The organism is Bombilactobacillus mellifer (assembly GCF_000970795.1).
Classification (GTDB): Bacteria; Bacillota; Bacilli; order Lactobacillales; family Lactobacillaceae; genus Bombilactobacillus; species Bombilactobacillus mellifer.
Genome location: NZ_KQ034029.1, coordinates 134177 through 153819, shown reverse-complemented (window position 1 = coordinate 153819; position 19643 = coordinate 134177). Strand labels below are relative to the sequence as shown.

At 38.9% G+C, this 19643-nt stretch carries 18 protein-coding genes; 13 read left to right on the top strand and 5 right to left on the bottom strand.

The genetic code is table 11. From position 1 onward, the window contains the following. Positions 1-88 precede the first annotated feature (88 nt). From JG30_RS06930 to JG30_RS06915, 4 genes are all read left to right on the top strand, one after another. Positions 89-1147 carry a S66 family peptidase gene (locus JG30_RS06930; protein ID WP_046317967.1) on the top strand — a complete coding sequence of 353 codons (1059 nt, stop codon included), beginning with the start codon at positions 89-91 and terminating at the stop codon, positions 1145-1147. A gap of 300 nt (positions 1148-1447) precedes the next feature. Beyond that, positions 1448-1666, top strand: a complete 219-nt coding sequence (locus JG30_RS06925) for a hypothetical protein (protein WP_046317563.1) — start codon at positions 1448-1450, stop codon at positions 1664-1666. Positions 1667-1678: 12 nt separating this feature from the next. After that, positions 1679-1891 carry a DUF2922 domain-containing protein gene (locus JG30_RS06920; RefSeq protein ID WP_046317562.1) on the top strand — a complete coding sequence of 71 codons (213 nt, stop codon included), beginning with the start codon at positions 1679-1681 and terminating at the stop codon, positions 1889-1891. Positions 1892-2039: 148 nt separating this feature from the next. Continuing rightward, complete coding sequence (locus JG30_RS06915) at positions 2040-2744, top strand: MgtC/SapB family protein (protein WP_046317560.1); 705 nt, start codon at positions 2040-2042, stop codon at positions 2742-2744. Between the two features lie 3 nt (positions 2745-2747). On the opposite strand, the gene JG30_RS06910 is transcribed toward JG30_RS06915, so the two are convergent. Next, positions 2748-3221, bottom strand: coding sequence for a GAF domain-containing protein (locus JG30_RS06910; protein ID WP_046317558.1), 474 nt, complete (start codon positions 3219-3221; stop codon positions 2748-2750). Positions 3222-3704: 483 nt separating this feature from the next. On the opposite strand from JG30_RS06910, the gene JG30_RS06905 reads away from it, so the two are divergent. From JG30_RS06905 to JG30_RS06865, 9 genes are all read left to right on the top strand, one after another. Continuing rightward, positions 3705-5174 (top strand): hypothetical protein, encoded by a 1470-nt coding sequence (locus tag JG30_RS06905; RefSeq protein WP_046317556.1) that lies wholly within the window; start codon positions 3705-3707, stop codon positions 5172-5174. A 24-nt stretch (positions 5175-5198) separates the two neighbouring features. Next, on the top strand, positions 5199-6215 hold the full coding sequence (locus tag JG30_RS06900; protein ID WP_046317554.1) for an AI-2E family transporter: 1017 nt from the start codon (positions 5199-5201) through the stop codon (positions 6213-6215). 77 nt (positions 6216-6292) lie between these two features. After that, the gene (locus JG30_RS06895; protein ID WP_046317552.1) at positions 6293-7795 is read left to right on the top strand and encodes a hypothetical protein; all 1503 of its coding nucleotides are present in this window, start codon (positions 6293-6295) and stop codon (positions 7793-7795) included. A 121-nt stretch (positions 7796-7916) separates the two neighbouring features. Continuing rightward, positions 7917-8606, top strand: coding sequence for a 2,3-diphosphoglycerate-dependent phosphoglycerate mutase (locus JG30_RS06890; protein ID WP_046317550.1), 690 nt, complete (start codon positions 7917-7919; stop codon positions 8604-8606). A 736-nt stretch (positions 8607-9342) separates the two neighbouring features. After that, positions 9343-13788, top strand: coding sequence for a BspA family leucine-rich repeat surface protein (locus tag JG30_RS06885; RefSeq protein WP_046317548.1), 4446 nt, complete (start codon positions 9343-9345; stop codon positions 13786-13788). 206 nt (positions 13789-13994) lie between these two features. Then, positions 13995-14558 (top strand): elongation factor P, encoded by a 564-nt coding sequence (gene efp, locus JG30_RS06880; RefSeq protein ID WP_046317546.1) that lies wholly within the window; start codon positions 13995-13997, stop codon positions 14556-14558. Next, on the top strand, positions 14536-15363 hold the full coding sequence (locus JG30_RS06875) for a PfkB family carbohydrate kinase (RefSeq protein ID WP_046317544.1): 828 nt from the start codon (positions 14536-14538) through the stop codon (positions 15361-15363). The genes efp and JG30_RS06875 overlap by 23 nt, the downstream gene beginning before the upstream one ends. After that, positions 15356-15907 carry an ECF transporter S component gene (locus tag JG30_RS06870; protein ID WP_046317542.1) on the top strand — a complete coding sequence of 184 codons (552 nt, stop codon included), beginning with the start codon at positions 15356-15358 and terminating at the stop codon, positions 15905-15907. The genes JG30_RS06875 and JG30_RS06870 overlap by 8 nt, the downstream gene beginning before the upstream one ends. Positions 15908-16219: 312 nt before the next feature. Next, on the top strand, positions 16220-16525 hold the full coding sequence (locus JG30_RS06865; RefSeq protein ID WP_046317540.1) for a DUF6506 family protein: 306 nt from the start codon (positions 16220-16222) through the stop codon (positions 16523-16525). Between the two features lie 53 nt (positions 16526-16578). Here the strand turns inward: JG30_RS06865 and JG30_RS06860 are convergent, their stop codons facing one another. The 4 genes from JG30_RS06860 to phnC form a co-directional block, all read right to left on the bottom strand. Then, positions 16579-17052 carry a nucleoside 2-deoxyribosyltransferase gene (locus tag JG30_RS06860; RefSeq protein ID WP_046317538.1) on the bottom strand — a complete coding sequence of 158 codons (474 nt, stop codon included), beginning with the start codon at positions 17050-17052 and terminating at the stop codon, positions 16579-16581. 197 nt (positions 17053-17249) lie between these two features. Beyond that, the gene (gene phnE / locus JG30_RS06855) at positions 17250-18041 is read right to left on the bottom strand and encodes a phosphonate ABC transporter, permease protein PhnE (RefSeq protein ID WP_245626309.1); all 792 of its coding nucleotides are present in this window, start codon (positions 18039-18041) and stop codon (positions 17250-17252) included. Beyond that, positions 18038-18847, bottom strand: coding sequence for a phosphonate ABC transporter, permease protein PhnE (phnE, locus tag JG30_RS06850; protein ID WP_245626308.1), 810 nt, complete (start codon positions 18845-18847; stop codon positions 18038-18040). Before phnE (JG30_RS06850) ends, phnE (JG30_RS06855) begins: the two co-directional genes overlap by 4 nt. After that, positions 18844-19626 carry a phosphonate ABC transporter ATP-binding protein gene (gene phnC, locus JG30_RS06845; RefSeq protein WP_046317535.1) on the bottom strand — a complete coding sequence of 261 codons (783 nt, stop codon included), beginning with the start codon at positions 19624-19626 and terminating at the stop codon, positions 18844-18846. The genes phnE (JG30_RS06850) and phnC overlap by 4 nt, the downstream gene beginning before the upstream one ends. Between the last annotated feature and the right edge of the window lie 17 nt (positions 19627-19643).

Genomic DNA, 19643 nt, shown 5'->3' with positions numbered 1-19643 from the left:
AATAAGCTTGCTAACAATCTGACAAAATAAATCCAGTCTATATCAATTTGTTGGATTTTCCAAATGCAAGAAAGGATCTGCCATGGCGCTGATTAAACCAACAGCTTTCAAAAAAGGAGACCGTATTGCGATCGTCAGTTTATCCTCCGGAATTTTAGGCGAAGATTTTACAGCCCACCAGCGTCATCTGGGGGAACAACGCCTGCGAGCTTTAGGCTTACAGCCTGTTTATATGCCCAATGCTTGTCGAGGGGTCCGATATTTAGCTGCGCATCCCCAAGCGCGGGCAGCCGATTTGAAAACTGCTTTTCAAGATCCCACTATCCGAGGAGTTGTTGCGGCCATTGGCGGGATGGATACCTATCGGATAATTCCGTATTTGATGGAGGATCCGGCTTTTTGTCAGGCGGTAAGAGCCCACCCGAAGATCTTTACCGGTTTTTCCGATACGACAATCAATCACTTGATGCTTTATCGCTTGGGACTGGAAAGTTTTTATGGTCTGAATTTTTTAAATGATTTAGCAGAGTTGGCCACGCAAATGTTGCCATATACTCAAAAAACCTGGGAACGTTTGTTTCATAATCCGGAGCATAGTATTATTCCGCCTAGTACCATCTGGTATGAAGAACGAACAGATTTTTCGGCGGCCGCCATCGGCCAGCCGCGGATAAGTCATCCAGATTATGGTTATCAGGTATTGCGGGGACGCGGTCAGACACAAGGTCGTTTATGGGGTGGTTGTTTAGATAGTTTATCTGGGGCTTTAGTAGGCAAGGCCCAGACTATAGCTCAACGATATCATTTATTATTGTCTCCGGGGGAGTTGCAAGATAAATTGCTCTTCCTAGAAACTAGCGAAGACTGTCCTCGCCCGGAACTGTATCGGCAAATGTTAGCGCAATTAGATGAGGCCGGAATTTTAGCAGCAGTTCGTGGTCTTTTAATAGGGAAACCGCAAAATAAAAAATACGAAGTGGAATATCAAGCGGCACTACTGGCCGCAACCCAAGCTTACCAAACCCCGATTTTATACAATGTGAATATTGGGCACGCCTATCCGCATACTGTCTTGCCTTATGGCGTGCTGGCGCAAGTTAATTGGGACCAACCCCGATTAGAAATTTTGGAACCGTGGTTTGCTTAAAGCTATCAGCTTTCTAGACTACCTGTTGTTATTGATGGGCAGTACTGGACTGTTGCGATGTCCGTAAAAACATCTGAACCTGCTTTAATAATGCTTATTCAAGAGCGAATTTTGACGATGAATTACATTAATGAGCGGTGTTAGTGAACTGAATATTCTTTGTAAAAATGACGCATTAGCGTCATTTTTTATAGGCAATTATCAATTGTTAGTTCCGTTAAGCGCAGGTCAATCGTTATTAAGGGTGTAAGTTATTTAAACTGGCCAGTACTTAACTTACAGATTAAGGAGGCTTGCACAATGTACAAAACGCGCACATGGAATAAAACCACCATTGATTACCATTTCGGTCAAACTGACGATAATCAAGAAGTGAAACAACGTTTCAATCATGCCATTGAAAATCCTACTGATAAACAGATTTTACAAGTGGGTGCCGCTTTGAATCAATTACGGGGACATAGTCGGTTTTTAAACGCAGAAATCACGGTCAATTCAACTATTTTTGCCGACAATTAAGGAGGGATACTGATGAAAACATTAAAATTAGGTTTTAAATCCGCTTCGGGGAAAAAACACACTTTGAATTTACAGTATAATGGCGAAAAACTTTCCGCGAGCAAAATTCGAACCCAAATGCAAACAATTGCAGCGGCTCACTTATTTGTTCAAGCGGGTGAAGAGATTTATCAGCAACCGGTTTCCGCCAAATATGTAGATACGATAGAAACCGTCCTCTTTTAATCCTTAACATGCAGTTCAGCCCATCAGTGTTCAAGTCCTGGTGGGCTGATTTGCTATGTAATAAATGATTGTAAACCCAGGGCTCTTTAATTTATGGTTAATTTGAGTATAATTATTAACTTAAGTAAAAAAGGAAGGTGGGGTCCTGATGAATATTCATTTATCAATTTATGCGGTGGTTTTACGACTTTGCCTAGCCGTGCTTTGTGCCGGGATAATCGGTTATAATCGTCAGCAACGTAACCATTCTGCGGGCATTAGAACACACATTCTAGTCTGTGTAGGAGCCTGCATTATTGCGTTAATTCAAAAAGAAATCGGCTATAATGCTTTATATATTGCTGATAAATACCCGAACTTTTCCGGAGTCATTCGTGCGGATGACGCCCGCTTAATTGCTCAAGTAGTCAGCGGTGTGGGGTTTTTAGGTGCCGGGACGATTTTGGTGCATCATCAAGAAGTTCATGGCCTTACAACGGCTGCCAGTTTGTGGACGGTAGCCGGATTAGGTTTAGCTGCGGGAATGGGGAATTATGACATTGCCATTGCGGGGACGATCGTGATTTTTTTAGTCTTAGATGTCTTAAAACGAATTTTTCATAATAAAGCCTCGAAAAAAATTATTATTGAATATCAGCATAAGCGGGCAACCAAAGAATTTATTCAAAATTATTTTGATGAGCATGGTATCGAAGTGCACGATGTTAATTTTAATGTTAGCGGTAATGATGCTCGACGTTTATACAGTAATATTTATGAGATTGAAGTGCCCGCGAAATTAAATCCTGCGGAAATAGTGGAAGATTTATCGATGAATCCCAACGTAGTTTCCATTCGCATGGCTAGTGTGTAGGCCTTACTTAGTTGGTTGCGGTGTATAGCCAAAAACTAACGGCGCGATTTGCTCTAAATAAGTTGCGTCAATAGTATCAAAATGATTAAATTGCGGGCTGTCGAGATCCAGTTCACCCCAAAAATGATTGTGTTGAAAAATAGGAATCACGATCTCGGAACGTGAATGCGGATCACAGGCAATATGTCCGGCAAATTCTAAAACGTTTGGTACTATCTTGGTAGTCAGTTCCTGAGCTACTGTGCCACATACCCCCTTACCTAAAGCAATGTGCATGCAAGCTGGTGGACCTTGTAGTGGTCCTAGAATTAATTCGTGATTTTGCCAGCGATAAAAAGCCACACTATTAACTTGTGGTAAATTGTTAAAAAGTAACGCCGTCAGATTACTCATATTCGCAATCACATCATATTCTTGCGTGAGTAATGCTTGGGCTTGTTGTAATAATAAATTATAAGTTTGGGTTTTCGAAGACATAAGCTAAGCTCCTTCTGCTCATTAATAATAAATAGTTACGCTGGAAAATATTGAACGCCGGGCATTGGTGAACAAGGATAATAGTTGGCATTGAAACTACGCAATAAATTTATCGGTCTTTAATGGCAATACTATTTTAAACTATGATAAAGCGGGGCACAGTTTTCGTAAAGTATATCTGCTGAGCACAGGGGTTAACGTTGCAGTTAAAATGGTTGGTCGAGAATGTAGTTGGCGTTAAAAAATTCAATTGCCAGGGCGCTAAACCACCTTTTGCTCTTTTGATATTATCTCTGAGAGAATGTTAATATTGGTAACTTACTGGTTACTAGAAAATCTCGCGCATTGTTTGAATTTTGCCGTAATTTAGTTATAGCTTCAAGTGATAAGTTTATTTAATCAAGACATCAGGATAATCCACAGCTAACACTCACTTTCGCACTCATTAAATGTTATAATTTGAGTTTAATGGGGGAATTGATTATGCGTAAATGGGGTTTATTGGTGGTTTTTATACTTATTTGGCCTATGATAGGTTTACTGGGATGTCAAAGACATCAGCCAGCTAATCAACAAGTAACCGAAAGTGATTCGTCCTGGTATTTGTATCAGGTTAATCATCATAATGCCAGTAATATTTCCCGTTTAAAGTTTTATACGGATAAAACTGTTAGTGTACAAAATATTCGTTTCTTTTCGAGCAAAACCGGCTCCAATATGTTAAATAGTGATTTTGCCAACCCCTCTTTTAAACTAAATGCAGATGGTAAGGAAATTATTATTAATACCGCCCATCCTAAAATGATTATCGCTTTGAAAAAAAGCTACCAGCATCAAATTAATGGTTATACTTTGCGTGGTTATCGTGTTATTTATCAAGGTTCCAATTATCAGTTAGGACAAGTAGTGCGAGTTAACCGCGCGGCGGTAAAAAAGTTTCAAAAACAACAAACCAAACACGTGGCCCAACAACAGAATGTTTCGGATCGCTTAGGGAAAAAATTAATGACCCATTTGCAACCAGTTCCGGCTAAAGCAAAAGCCACAGCGCAATTGGGCTCGCAGAAAATCAGTGGTGGTTATAATTATCAGACGATTATCCACCGAAGTCGGGCCTATGGACACTTAGATATTAATGATCAGGGGCATTTTACTAATACTTTATATATTCGTGCACCGCAGGATAATCCGTTAGCTAAAACTGATAATCCGGTCATTTGGCAACAGCAAACAGTTTCCGGTTACTTACGCGCATTATATGGCAAACTTTATCTGCAGCCTTTAAATCAGTTAATTATTAAGTATTACACTGCTGGTCAAAATCCGCAAAATCCTGTGGTCAAGTCATTGCACTTAGTAACTAATTCTCCAAAGTACGGTACCAATATCAAAGTGGCCCGCACCCGCATAGAAAGACAAAGTGATAAACTGTTATTATTTAATGAAGATTTACAGGTCTGGAACAAGAATAGTAGTCATGGTTTGGCATTGGTGCCTACCTCCCAAAAACTAGCGGCTTTAAATGATCAATATCAAGTTCTTTATCAACACTATTTAACCTTGAAAAAAAATCCCATTGCTTCTAATGCTGATTTACGACAGTTTGTGGGCGCTATTGCTGCAAACAATGACAGTACCATTGCTGGTATTGGTGTTAATATGAATGGTAATTACAGCATTGATCAAAAAGTAGCTGATTTTCAAGGAGTTGATAAAAAAGGCAACAAACAACCTTTGATGCAGTATTTGGTGTTTATTGAACCCGCCGTAATGCAAGAGAAAAAAAGCGGCTGGAGTGTTTCGACTAAGGCGGGTAATTTTTTGATTTTTGGCGTACTGCAGCAAAAACTGTATCTCTTGGAGCAACCAGACACTGATTCTTTAACTACAACTTGGGTGCCATTTCGAAATTTTCCTTTGCGCTTGCCTACTGCCAATATCACATGGAATTAATCTTTTTAAATCACAGGAGATGCAATGAAACTTTATCGAGCTTTTATTAACAATCTTCCATTACGCCGAGTCGTAGTGTTGGCGTTTTGCATTTTTGTAATTTGGTGGTTACGCAATGTTATGAGTACCGTCTTATTGACATTTATTTTTACCTTTTTGTCAATAAATTTAATTCGGTTTATTCAACGGCATGTGAAATACCGAATTACTCCTTTTTGGATTATTACCCCTTTATATTTAGTTATTGTAGTTTTCTTATATTTATTTATTACTCATTATATTCCGGGAATTATTGATTCTTCACTGCATTTAGTCCAAAAAGTAGTACATTTTTACAATAGCCGCCAGATAGACCATGACCCCTTAATTAATTTTTTAATTGAGGCCTCCCAAAATATGAAAATTGATGCGCAAATTAAAACCGGCATTTCGCAGGTCTTTAAATATTTAACTAGTGTGGGGGCTGTGGGGGCCACAATTTTAATTTCCTTTCTTTTAAGCTACTTTTATAGTTTTGAAGTTGATCGCATGAATGCGTTTGGCAGATTGTTTGAAGACAGTAAATTAAATTGGCTATTTCAAGATATCCATTATTTTGCACAAAAATTTGTTAATACATTTGGAGTGGTTTTGGAAGCCCAAGTGATTATTGCCATAGTTAACACTCTTTTAACCGCGGTAACGCTAGTCTTTTTGAAAATGCCTAGTGTTCCCAGTTTAGCCATTATGGTGTTTATTTTATCCTTAATTCCGGTAGCCGGGGTGATAATTTCTTTAATCCCGTTATCAATTATTGCTTATAGTGTTAATGGCTTTCAAACAATGGTTTATATTTGGATTGCTATTTTATTAATTCATGCTTTAGAAACTTATGTTCTAAATCCTAAATTGATGTCGAGCCGTACGCATTTACCAATTTTCGTTACATTTGTTATACTTTTACTAGCAGAACACTTATTGGGTGGCTGGGGATTAATCGTCGGCATTCCAATATTTACTTTTTTCTTAGATGTTTTAGGTGTGCGAGAGATTAAAAACTAAATAATGACTTTTTATTTTTTAAAATAATTGATAGTGGTATGATAGAGAAAGAATACACATGGAGTGAGGTTTAAAGTATGCCAGCATTTAAGCGTTATCGAGGACAACAACCAAACAATCAACAACAGCGTGCTCCGCAAATGAATCGTCAGCAGACCAGTTCAGTGCAACACCCGTCTCAGCCAGTAAATAATGCTCCGCAAGAAAATCAAATGTTTCAAGATGTCCCGGGGTATCCTGTTCAAAAACAAGCGGCACCAGAAGCAGCTACGGCACCTCAAAATGGGCAACCGAATGTGAATATGGGTTTTCCAACAAACAATCAGCAACAAATGGTCCAAACACCGCCGTCAACTGCAACGGTTCCGACTCAGCAGCCATTGCAGCCGAGTTTTCCTCCGGACGATTGGGAAAATACGGAACAGGATTTAAAAGATTTAGATGCCCAACGAGCACAAATGAAACAGCAATTGCGTTCAGAATTGCTGCAAAGTCGCTCTCATTATAATCAGTTAATTCAAAATAAACTTAATTATGGCAATCAAAACAATGATATTCAATTAGAAACAACTAAAGTTAAGCAAATCAATCGTACTTTGCGCGCTTGGTTTGGAACAGATCAGATGTCCGGTGAGATTGTATTTGATTCCCAACGGAAGTATTTTATTTTACAGGAAAGTTTTCTCGATCAGAATGACTCACAGCGCGGCTATTTGGCTAATTTAGATTATTTTTTAGATGATAAAACAATTTTGCCAGCGATTGTAAGTCTTAATTACGATGAAGAATTAATGAAACATTGGCAAACTTATCTGGATGATGGAATTGTTAATCCGGATGCGGTTTTATTTAACATTTATCGTAGTTTTCAAAATGACGAGGAATATGAAACTGTTACAGCGGCTCAGAAACAAGGTTTGATTGAAATCAGTGCAGAAGCGCGAGTAGAAACCGATAAAGATAATAATGTTGACTACATTTATGAAAAAAATAAACTCATTATGAAAGTAGTCAAAAATGAAGCCGGAAATCCGCTGAATATTTATCATTATCATGATGATCGCATTTTAAGTATTGATTTTATTGATGATCAGGGCATCAATATGGTAACTCAAGTTATGGATCCCCATGATGCTAATAACGTACTACGTGAGAGTTTTTATCGGCCAGATCATTCATTAGCGATTGTGAAAAGTGGTGTAGCAGGAGAGCCCTATATTCAAATTTTCAATCAAGCTAATATTATGATTCAAACCTTCGATAATGAACAAAGCTTTATTTTATGGTGGTTGGCCAATAAAGTTCTGGATGAACAATCCACGATTATTGTGCCGGTGAGCTCGCCAATGTGTCGAATCTTATTAAAACAGGCCCAAAATCAATTTCAGGTGATCCCGATAGTTGATAATTGGCGGCAAGAAACTCAAGAAATTTCTAACTTATTGGCCCATCCGGATCTCTTACAAGATGGTATTATTGTGTTTGATACAGATGCACAAAAACAAATTGATAAATTAACTCGTGGCAAAATTAATGTTTCGGTGATTCCAGAAGCAATGGCCGATGATGAACAGGCCTAACTCAAACCAACCTGAAGTTTTAGGTTGGTTTTTTATTAGGTCATTAGGTTGTTCATTGACACCCTTTTTCTGAAAACATATAATGTGAATGTTAGAAATTAAAAAAAGAGGGAGCACATTTATGGCAAAGCTAGTTTTTATTCGTCATGGTCAAAGTGCGTGGAATTTGTCCAATCAATTTACAGGTTGGGTGGATGTCGATTTAAGTCCAGAAGGCGTTGAGCAAGCAAAAAATGCAGGTCGGTTGTTAAAAGAAGCAGGTATTGAATTCGATCAAGCCTATACTTCAGTTTTAACTCGGGCCATTAAAACTTTACACTATGCATTGGAAGAATGCGGTCAGTTATGGATACCGGAAGAAAAAACTTGGCGTCTGAACGAACGACACTATGGGGCCTTGCAAGGTTTGAATAAAGCGGAAACTGCTGAAAAATATGGTGAAGAACAAGTTCATATTTGGCGGCGGTCCTATGATACTTTACCACCATTATTGGATGCCAATGATGAAGGCTCAGCTGCCCAAGATCGGCGGTATGCACATTTAGATCCGCGGGCTATTCCGGGCGGAGAAAACTTAAAAGTTACTTTAGAACGGGTTATTCCTTTCTGGGAAGATAAAATTGCACCAGATTTAATTGATGGCAAAAATGTCATTATCGCCGCACATGGTAATTCTTTACGTGCTTTAACTAAGTACCTGGAAAATATTTCGGATGATGACATCATGAATTTGGAAATGGCCACCGGTGAACCCGTAGTTTACGATTTAGATGAAAAGTTACAAGTTCAAAATAAACAAAAATTAAATTAAGTAAGACCATTAAAAATTAACAGCAGGATCCCTTCTGGATCCTGCTGTTTTTTAATAGTCACGAGTGGGGGAGCTTGGACAGCTTATTTGCCCAAATTTAATTTGGGGCAGTTTCAAGCAGCCGCATATGACTTTAAAAGATGCAATTATTGGTAAGTTACCAGAAATTAATTTGGATTGAGCGCTTCTTATCTTGGTGAAATAAGAAAATAATGACTTTTAAAAAGAACAAAGATGTAGATTTTTATGACAAGGTTTGACTTAAGACGTCCGAAATGAATAAAGACTACAGAAAAATTATTAAATCTTTAAACGGAATTGTAAATTACTGATATTCCTTTTAAACCAGTTTAGGCTTTGATAGATTGGGAAATTCTTTTGCATCGCTTTTTATTCTGATCTATCATTAACTAAAAACAATTATATGATTATTTTTTATATTATGACTAATTGTTTCACAGCTCTGGAAACTGCTGAGTCAGTTGAGTATGCATTTAATAAAAAACATTCTTGGAAGGACTCGTAGTCATAAAAAGAATTAATTGCTTGGTAATCCTTAGATCTTCGAATGGATGAAAAGTGAGCAGTAATTCGATTGTTTTATTACATAAAAATTAAAAAGCGGTACCTGTAGGGGCACCGACAGTTTCTGTTGTGAAAATGCAACAGACGAAAACTATTGACTCAAAGTTAGAAATTTAGGAAATTGTTGAAGAAGTTAAAAGGTGATAACTAAATGCTACAAAAACGAGGACTGTCCAAAAAGGCAGTTTATTTGTTAGTTTTGTTAAGTGTAGAATTTATTGGTTTATGGGCAATCATGAGCATCAATGCACAAGCACTTGAAAGTGGCTACGCTGAATTGAAGAATCGCCCGCAAATTGATACTACTGGTTCGCAAATTGGATCAGAGTATGCTTTTTCGCCGACTATTTCTGCACAAACTCAGATCTCTTTAGTCACAAAAAATACAACTAATTGTAAGAATACCGAACTCAAAGATACAGGCGATCATGTCTTTCAATTTCAACCACAAGATAGTAGTAAGGCTACAAAGATCCAAATGCTTTATACCAATGTGGGCTTTTCGAATACAGGAAAAGTGTTAGATGCCCGCGTGGATGTGGAAGTGAATGGGGTAGTTTCATTTACTGTTTCACAAATTGGACATGTAAAAACTGATACAACCAGTAGCTCCAAAGCATCAGCGATGCAGGCCAAAGTGAGCATCACATTTTTAGATCATGCTCAGTCAACCCCTACTTTGGTATCAGGTCATTTAACTTTTGGTAATATTAACAGTTTGAAAATTTTAAACGTTCGTTTGGGGATGTTTAACAAGATTTATTGTAAAGATAATTGTGAATTGTGGTATCAGGATTTAGATGACACCACCAATATCACCAGTCAAAGTAATGAACATCCCAAAGATAAACGGGATTCTTTTACCGGTACTTTTGAAAATCAATCCACGGTTGCTTACTCTTTTACGGGCACTACTTATAAGGAAATTGATAGTGGGTTTGACCTTGGATCAGTCACTGACGTAGCCATTCCAAAGATTAACAAATCCGGCAGTGAAGAAAAAGCGCCGGCAGATAAGTCTGGTTTAGTAGTTTATAAAAAACGACTCTTGTATACAATACAACAAAATTTGCCCAGTAAGTCAGCCGGCTACTTAAGTTCTTACAAAATTGAGGATACTATTAGTAAATGCTGGCAAGTAAGTGAGATTAAAGTGACAGATGAAGCGAATACGGATCAAACTAAAAATTTTGATTACACCATAGCTCAAGCTGATGCCGGTTCCAAACTGCAAATTACGGCGAAAACGAGTGCATTAAATAATGTTGATTTTTACGGCCATTTCTATAACTTTAATATTTATGGCAGTTTTGCTCAAGATGATAAAGGCCAGCTCATTTCCAGTATTACCGAGCAGTTCAATTCAACTAACAATTCAGGTTTTTTGGGACAGCCTAATCAAGCAAAGGTAACTTATCGGGTCAAGAATACTGCTAATGATGTTACGAACGAGACCAAAGAAAACGGAGCCGTCAACAAAATTGCATTGCAGGGTCCGCAGCTCAGCAAACTTCAGTGTGTGAATGGTGAAAAAAATAAGGTGGCCGGTATTGTCCAAGATCCAGCGTGTGATAAAACTGGAGAAGCGGTGCCACTCACCTTTTGGATTAACTATACTAACACAGCAGGAAAAGTAATTCAGAATAAACCTTTATTAATAAACGGCTCCAATACACTGTCAAATACAGATCCGGGACAGCAGATCAACTTTACTGCGGATTTACCGACAGATATTCAATCCACTGGTTCTAGTTATCAGGGGGTAACCATCATTGTCAAAGACAAATATGGTTTACAAAAGCAAATTCCTCTCACAGTAAATTATTGGTGGGGACTTAGCACTGATGATCAAGACCAAATAGAATTAGATATTTATGATCATACTGCCAGCAGTGGTTTTGCATCCAAAAAGGACTGGCCTTGGGATGCAGAGCGTTCGACGATTAACAAAGTTGATTTTAAGGGCAAGCTGGCGGTACAAGGTGCTTTAAATGGTATGTTTTATCAAATGACTAATTTAAAGCAAATTACTAATCTGAAAAACTTAGATACCAGTAATGTAACTTCTATGGATTCTCTATTTCGCCAAACGGCGCTAACCAGTTTGGATTTGGGGACAACTTTTGATACGAGTCAGGTCACTAATATGAGTGCCATGTTTGACTCTTGTAAGAACCTCACTTCGTTGAAAGGTTTAAATAATTTCCAAACGCAAAACGTAACTGATATGTCTTACATGTTTCGGCATTCGGGTCTTACAATGCTGGACTTAACTCATTTTGATACCGCCAAAGTTACTAATATGACCTCTATGTTTCAAAGTATGAATAGTTTGGCACAGTTGAATATTAGTAGTTTTCGGATGGATAAGATCAATAAGACCCCCACTTCTAGTAATTATCCGGATCAATATGGTACCGTGAGGATGTTTGCTGGCGATTCCCAGCTATCTCAATTAACGCTAGGCCCAAATAATCGCTTCCCTGATGATCCGGGATTAGGAGAAGCACAACTGGTAGATGATAAAAACCAGTCACATTCAACTAAATGGCAAGCAGTGGCTGGCGGCACTGTAGATAACCCTCAGGGGAAGCCGTTAACTGCTCAGCAGTTAATAGCACTCTATCAAGATCAGGGAAAACCTGTCCAAGAAACTTATGTCTGGCCCTGGTGGGAGCTGACCACTGGTGACCAAGGCCAAGTAGAATTAGATATTTATGATCATACTGCCAGCAGTGGTTTTGCATCCAAAAGTGCCTGGCCTTGGGATGCGGAGCGTTCGACGATTAACAAAGTTGATTTTAAAGGCAAGCTGGCGGTACAAGGTGCTTTAAATGGTATGTTTTATCAAATGACTAATTTAAAGCAAATTACTAATCTGAAAAACTTAGATACCAGTAATGTAACTTCTATGGATTCTTTATTTCGCCAAACGGCGTTAACTAGTTTGGATTTGGGGACAACTTTTGATACGAGTCAGGTCACTAATATGAGTGCCATGTTTGACTCTTGTAAGAACCTCACTTCGTTGAAAGGTTTAAATAATTTCCAAACGCAAAACGTAACTGATATGTCTTACATGTTTCGGCATTCGGGTCTTACAACGCTGGACTTAACCAATTTTGATACCGCCAAAGTTACTAATATGACCTCTATGTTTCAAAGTATGAATAATTTGACGCAGTTGAATATTAGTAGTTTTCGGATGGATAAGATCAATAAGACCCCCACTTCTAGTAATTATCCGGATCAATATGGTACCGTGAAGATGTTTGACGGCGATTTCCAATTATTTCAATTGACACTAGGACCAAATAATCACTTTCCTGATGATCCAAAATTGAATAATGCTAAACCAGTTGATGAAAATGAAGAGGGGCCCCATACAACTAAATGGCAAGCAGTGGCTGGCGGCACTGTAGATAACCCCCAGGGGACGCCGTTAACCGCTCAGCAGTTAATAGCACTCTATCAAGACCAGGGAAAACCTGTCCAAGAAACTTATGTCTGGGATCACACGTGGTGGCAGTTTGATAGTACAAATGGAACTTTGATACTTTATCCCCGGAGTAATTTAGTTTTTAATTCTTCTGGTAAGCAAGCGCCTAAATGGCCGTGGGATAAGACCAATTGGAAGAATAGTCAAGTAAAAACAGTAATTTTGAAAGGGCCAATAAAGATTCAAGGATCATTACAATCGATGTTCGCACATATGCACAATTTAAGTAAAATCGATCATTTGGATTATTTAGACACCTCGTCAGTGAACAATATGCGAGCAATGTTTTGGGATACCGGTTTAAAAACTCTGGATATTAGTTCTTTTGATATGCTCCAAGTCCAAGATACCGCTGCGATGTTTCTCAAAACTCCGAATTTATATAAAATTACAATCGGTAAAAAGGCCCAATTTGTGCATCAACATAATGATGATTCGGTCTTTTCGCTCCCTGGGCATTCCAACTTTTATATTGAAGGCAAACAATATTCCAATACAAGTGATAATTGGCAAGAAATCGATGAAACGGATCCTAATAGTTTTCAAATAATTGGTTTGCCTAAAAGTGTCGCTGAGTTAAATAATTATAAATCTAATGATGATAAATCGCATACTTTTATTTGGGAACCTGTGGAGACTGGAACTCTAAGTATTGCGCAAGTACCACAAAATTTACAATATCAAGTCATTAATTTACAGCCATTTTTGCAACAGTTATTAACAAGTAGTTCAAATAGTAGTAAACAAGAAATTACCGTTAAGGATAACCGTTCTTTAAGGACTCAAAGACAAAAAGATGCCGGCTGGACTGCAATTAAAATAAAAACCAGTGGTACCTTAAGTAATGATACTAGTACTATCTCCTATTTTTTAAAATTACAGGATACAGCTAACCCGAAGACGACAGGCCGTGAATTAATATTAGCAAAACCTAGTTTTAAAAAAATCGATACAACTGAGTCAACTAATTATACTTGGCAGCCGGCAGCCTCCGATCCAGGTATTCAATTGCAATTAAATTTAAAAACACCACCAGTGAATTTGTTGGGGCAATATACGGGAAAACTGACTTATGAACTAGATAATTCGGTGCAATAGAAAATTTAGCTAGCTCCTATCAGATGAACCGTTGTATATGAATGAACTTTGAACCTTTTTTATTACTTTAATAACCATTTCAAACTAAACAATGAAAAAATCGGTTATTAATTGGGCAAAGAACCGGTTAATTGGGAAAGTTGCTAAAAATCTATTCTGGTTTCTGCTACAATAAACCCATATACCATAAATTGGGGGAATAGGACATGATGTCAGCTGTTGAATTACGCGCGGGAATTACTTTTATACAAAATCAGAAACTTTATAAGGTTTTGCAAGCAGATCATCATAAACCCGGCAAAGGCAACACGGTGATGCGTCTAAAGTTGAAAGATTTACGCAGTGGCGCAATTACGGAGACTACGATGCATCCTGATGTCAAATTAGAGCAAGCAATTATTGAGACTAAATCTGTACAATATTTGTATTTGCAGGATCAGACAGCAGTTTTTATGGATTTAGAAACTTATGAACAATATGAAGTAGCGACGAAGCTGATTCAGGCTGAGTTGCCTTATCTTGTGGAAAATATGACTGTAAAAATTGATTTTTATAATACTGAAGTTGTTGGCATTACTTTACCAACGACCGTCACGTTAACGGTCACAGAAACACAGCCGGCAATTAAGGGCGCTACTGTTTCGGGTTCTGGGAAACCCGCGACGTTAAATACCGGTTTAGTAGTTACGGTGCCTGATTTTGTAAATGTTGGAGATCAATTAGAAATAAATACGCAAGATGGTTCTTATGTCAAACGAGTCAATAAATAATTCACGCTTTTTAGTAGCACAAGATTGGTCAGCTTGGGGGAATATATCATTAAAATTAGCGACAATCGTTTTTACGGTTTGGGATGTGCCAGCCGCAATGCTACCAGTGCGTGTTTTAGCGACACATCCTGGTTGGCAGGCTAATCCTCCCAGCCAAAGTTTAACTACTTTAGTACAGCAAACTTTGACAGACTGGACTCCCCAACAAATTTCCGGCCTATATCTAGGTTTTTTAGGCAGCTGTGAGCAAGTCCAGTTGTGGTCTCATTTTGCTCAGTCAGTGACCGGTTTAGTGTTAGTAGATCCGGCGATGGCTGACCATGGGCATTTATATGCCGGCCTCAATCAAGATTATGTACAAGCTCAAAAGAGTTTGTTGAAGACTGCAGATGTGCTGACTCCCAACGTCACTGAAGCACAATTGCTAACGGGTATTCAAATTACTAACGAGCAAAATTTAAGAGCTGCAATGATGGCCCTACAAGCCCAAATGCGGGGACAGCTGGTGGTGGTCACTAGTATTCAGCACGGGCAGCAAATTGGTTGTGCATATTTGACGCAACAACAACTTCATTATGTTTTATATCCGCGACAAACAAAGGGTCGATTTGGCAGTGGAGATTTGTTCAGTAGCTTACTGGCTTGTTTTTTATTTAGTCGCGCTGCTCATAACTGGGCTATTGATCAAGCTACGCGACTAACCAACCAAGCCGTACGACAGACTCCCACAGAGGCGCCCGATGTTTGCATTTCCGCGATTTTACCCGAATTATGGCAATTGAAAAGGAGGTTCTACCATGAATAAGCAAACTTTACAAAGAACGGTTTTTGCAGGTTTATGTGCTGCAATTATTTTCATCGGAATTAGTTTATTTCGGATTAATTTACCTGCTGTTGTAGGACGTCCTTTTATTCATTTTGGGAATACATTTGCTGTGGTGACAGTATTGGTTCTCGGATTTCGTTATGGTGCGGCAGCGGCAATGATTGGTTTGGGTTTGTTTGATGTTTTAAATGGGTACGCCGCGACCGCGTGGATTACTGTTTTGGAAGCCTTAGTACTTAGTGCCGTAGTGGCGCAGACATTTCATTGGTTGCATTATCATCCCGGACAATTAGCCAAGCTATATCTGGTGTCTTTGGCGGCGGGTTTGATTAAAATTGTAACTTCTTGGGTAGCAGGAGTTATAGAAAGCCTCATGGTTGGGACACAATTGCCGGTTGCATGTGTCAATTCTTTTTTAAGTTTGCCGGCGACTGTCATTAATTCCGCGGCGACCTTTTTGTTGGTACCATTGATTTATTTAGCTTTAGAAAAAACAATTTTAAAGCGTATCCATTTGCGTTAATAAAGTACATTCAAAAAGTTATTATGAAATTTTCGTTGTTAATTAAATGGTTAGTGGTGATCTGGGCCTGATTAGGGAGACTTCAGATACCTTGAGCGCTGGTTATTTCCTAAAGATCACTTTGGAGGCGTAGACTGAGAAAAACGTGCTACTAATTTAGCCACATTTATAAAATTTTTTTAATTGCTGTGGATAACAGCAATTTTTTGTTTGAAAACCATAATCCAAAAAATCAATGAAAACGATTACAAATGATGATATACTAAAAGAAAGCAACGGAAATAAATTTAAACGAAATGGGGGAGAGAATTTATGAAGTTAGAAGCAGGTTTTATCTTTTTAGCTGATGGGGCTGACTATCAAAAAGACTATAAGACGATTAGTACATCGCAGGTTAATCTAACTGCTATTGGTGCCAAAGATTATAATACCGCAGTGAAAGCCGCCCAATTTTTAGTTCAAAAGGGTGTCACCGCCATTGAATTATGCGGTGGTTTTGGCATTCAAGGAGTAGCCCAAATCCAAGCCGCGGTGGCCCCTGAGATTTCAATCGGCGTAGTTCGTTTTGACAATCATCCGGGCTTGAATTTTCAAAGTGGTGATCAATTATTCAATTAGTAATAAAAAAAGCGGTTAGGAAACTAACAGCTTTTTTATATGGACACTAGTTTTTACAGGTAATTCTTGATCTGAAGTATTAAGTCGGCAGAGTTATTCACAATAGCTCCATTTAATTTGATTAAACCAGTCGTATAAAGATTGAGATAGTGGAATTGATTTTCGGCAATTTGTTGTAAGGCAGCTAATTTTTGCGAGTTGGTAGCACCTTGCTGTCTGGTATCCGTATATAATCCCAGAATGGGAATTTTATGTGCATAAGCGACTCCGATTTCACTAGCCACTCCGGCATCAATACATATGCCATCTAAAAGGGCTAACATTAAATCACATTTTAGGAGTTGAGCCGTATCCGCCCGGGCAATCATGGTGGAATCTGCGTAACTGTGTTTATCATTAATGCTGGTATTTTCTTGTGGTAAATAAACGCTAATCTGGGGATCCAAGTTGCGAATTTGCTCCGTTAATTGGGCATTATAATTGCGGTCCGCTTGCGAAAACAAACCACTAGCAAAGTAAATCTGCACGAGAGTTCTCCTTTCTGCGGTTGTCTGGGACATGAGACCTAACAAACCTGTGGCCCCATCCAAAACCCCGATGCTGAACATCGAGTTCAGGTTTAATTTTAGACTGTTTTTTTCAATTGTGCACGCCAAAATCAGCTTTGCTGCAAAATAGACAGCTGCCCCAAAGTTGTGCCCCAACGCACACAGTGTGGCTGAACTTAGACCAGACGTTTTCTGAGGGTCCCGGAAAGCAGATCAATTAACGTGACCATGATAATGATTCCGATCAAAATAATCCCCATGCGTTGCCAACTACGCGTTTGGATAGCAAATAATAATGGTGTTCCGATCCCGCCGGCGCCGACCATCCCTAAGATAGAAGCGGAACGCACCGCAATCTCAAATTGATAAAGAGTGTATGATAAAAATTCAGGTAAAATAGTGGGTAAAGTGGCCATTACTAAAGTCTGGGGTTGATTGGCGCCCACACTAATTAAAGCCTCACTAGCACGGTAATCCATGTTTTCCAGGGCTTCGCTAAATAATTTGCCCAGCATGCCAATGGAGTGGATACTGACAGCCAGCACTCCCGCAAAAGAACCGGGACCGACAGCTTTAATAAACATAATGGCCAGCACGATTTCCGGGAAAGTACGAATCAGGATAATCACAAATTTTCCAGTCGTTGATCTTAGGTGACGATGTCTTTCATGTGGACCACGTGCTGCCCAAAAGGCAAAGGGCAGACTCAAAACGGCGGAACTGAAGGTGCCTAAAAAAGCAATAGCCAATGTTTGTAAAATTAAACTGAGCAGATCTTCGCCACTACCATCATAAACATACTGCCAATCTGGGTGGATGAGCCCATGAATCATAGCATTCAAGACTTGACCGGCCGAGCTCTTGACGCCGGTAAAATCCAGACTTTGAAAACTCCACCAATAGATTAAAACTATGACTAAGAGCCAAAAAAATACTGCAGATAGATGTTTGGAGTTCTTTTGTTTCACAATAACTTCTCCCGTAAATAATTGCTCAAACCATCAATAATCAAAACCACGACTAAAATAGCTAAAATAATAATTGCCGTTTGACTGTAGTTGAAGGAATCTAGCGAGCGTTGCAAATAAACGCCAATCCCTCCGGCGCCTAAATAACCTAAAACCGTCGAGGATCGAACGTTAATTTCTAAAGTATATAGAAAATAACTAATGAAATTATTGAAAATTTGCGGCAACACTGCAAAGACAATCATTTGAATTTTATTAGCGCCTGCGGCTTGTAAGGCTTCTAAGGGGCCTGGATCGATGGTTTCGACCGCTTCATAAAATAATTTGCTGATCATGCCAAAAGAAAACACAGCTAACGTTAAAACACCAGCGAAGGAACCGATGCCGACGATAGCGACAAACAGCGCCGCTAACATCAAATCAGGAATTGTGCGCACAATATTCAAAAAGAAGCGGACTATTGAGGAAATGAAACGATTAATTGCAATATTACGTGCGGCCAACAAACAAAAGGGCACCGCAACCAATGTTCCAATAGTAGTTCCCACAATGGCCATTTTGATAGTTTCACTAATGGGGGCTACGACGACAGCTAAGTAGGACCATTGCGGATGCAGCATTTTTTTAATTAGTTCAAAGAATTGTCCGAGATTTTGGAAAAATGTACTAAGCTGAATGTCACAAATTTGGGCACTACCTTTGAAAAGCAGCAAAAAGATAAGAAAACTGGCCCACCCCTTAATATGCAAACGCTGCAGCCAAGGACGAGAAGGCATAGATTGGGAATTCTTCAGAGATTGTTTCATGAGGCATTTTCCATATCAGTGGATGAGGAAGAAGATTGATAAATGGTCTGAAAATCTTCGGAATTAACTTGATCAATTAATTTATCATAGATCAATTCCCCAGCACGTAAGCCAACAATACGATCAGCAAATTGCTGCGCAATAGGGACGGAATGTAAATTGACGACTACTGTAATATTTAATTGGCGATTGAGCTGTTTTAAATCTTTCATGACTGTTTGCGTGGTCATCGGATCTAGGGAAGCAATTGGTTCATCTGCCAAAATAATTTTGGGATCCTGCATTAATGTACGGGCAATTGCCACTCGCTGTTGTTGTCCACCCGAGAGTGCGTCTGCACGACTATATAATTTTTCACCCATGCCAACTTGTTGTAATGCTTGATAGGCTTTTTGTTTGTCTGCAGCAGAAAAAAGATTGCAGACACTTTTCCAAGTAGGATAATAACCGACACGACCAGCTAAGACATTACGCTGGACCGTGGAACGTTTAATCAGATTGAAATCTTGAAAAATCATGCCAATGCTGCGCCGCAGTTGGCGTAATTGTTTATTCTTATAATGAATAATGGAATGACCGTCGATTAAAATATCACCTTGGGTGACAGAATGCATTCGATTGATGGTTCGCAAGAGAGTACTCTTACCGGCGCCAGATAAGCCTACGATCACCACAAATTGACCGGCTGGTATATTTAAACTGACATTTTTTAAGCCAACGGTACCGTTAGCATAAATTTTGGAAATGTTTTTAATGGAAATTAAAGGCTTTTCTGTCATAAACTGCTCCTTCCTAT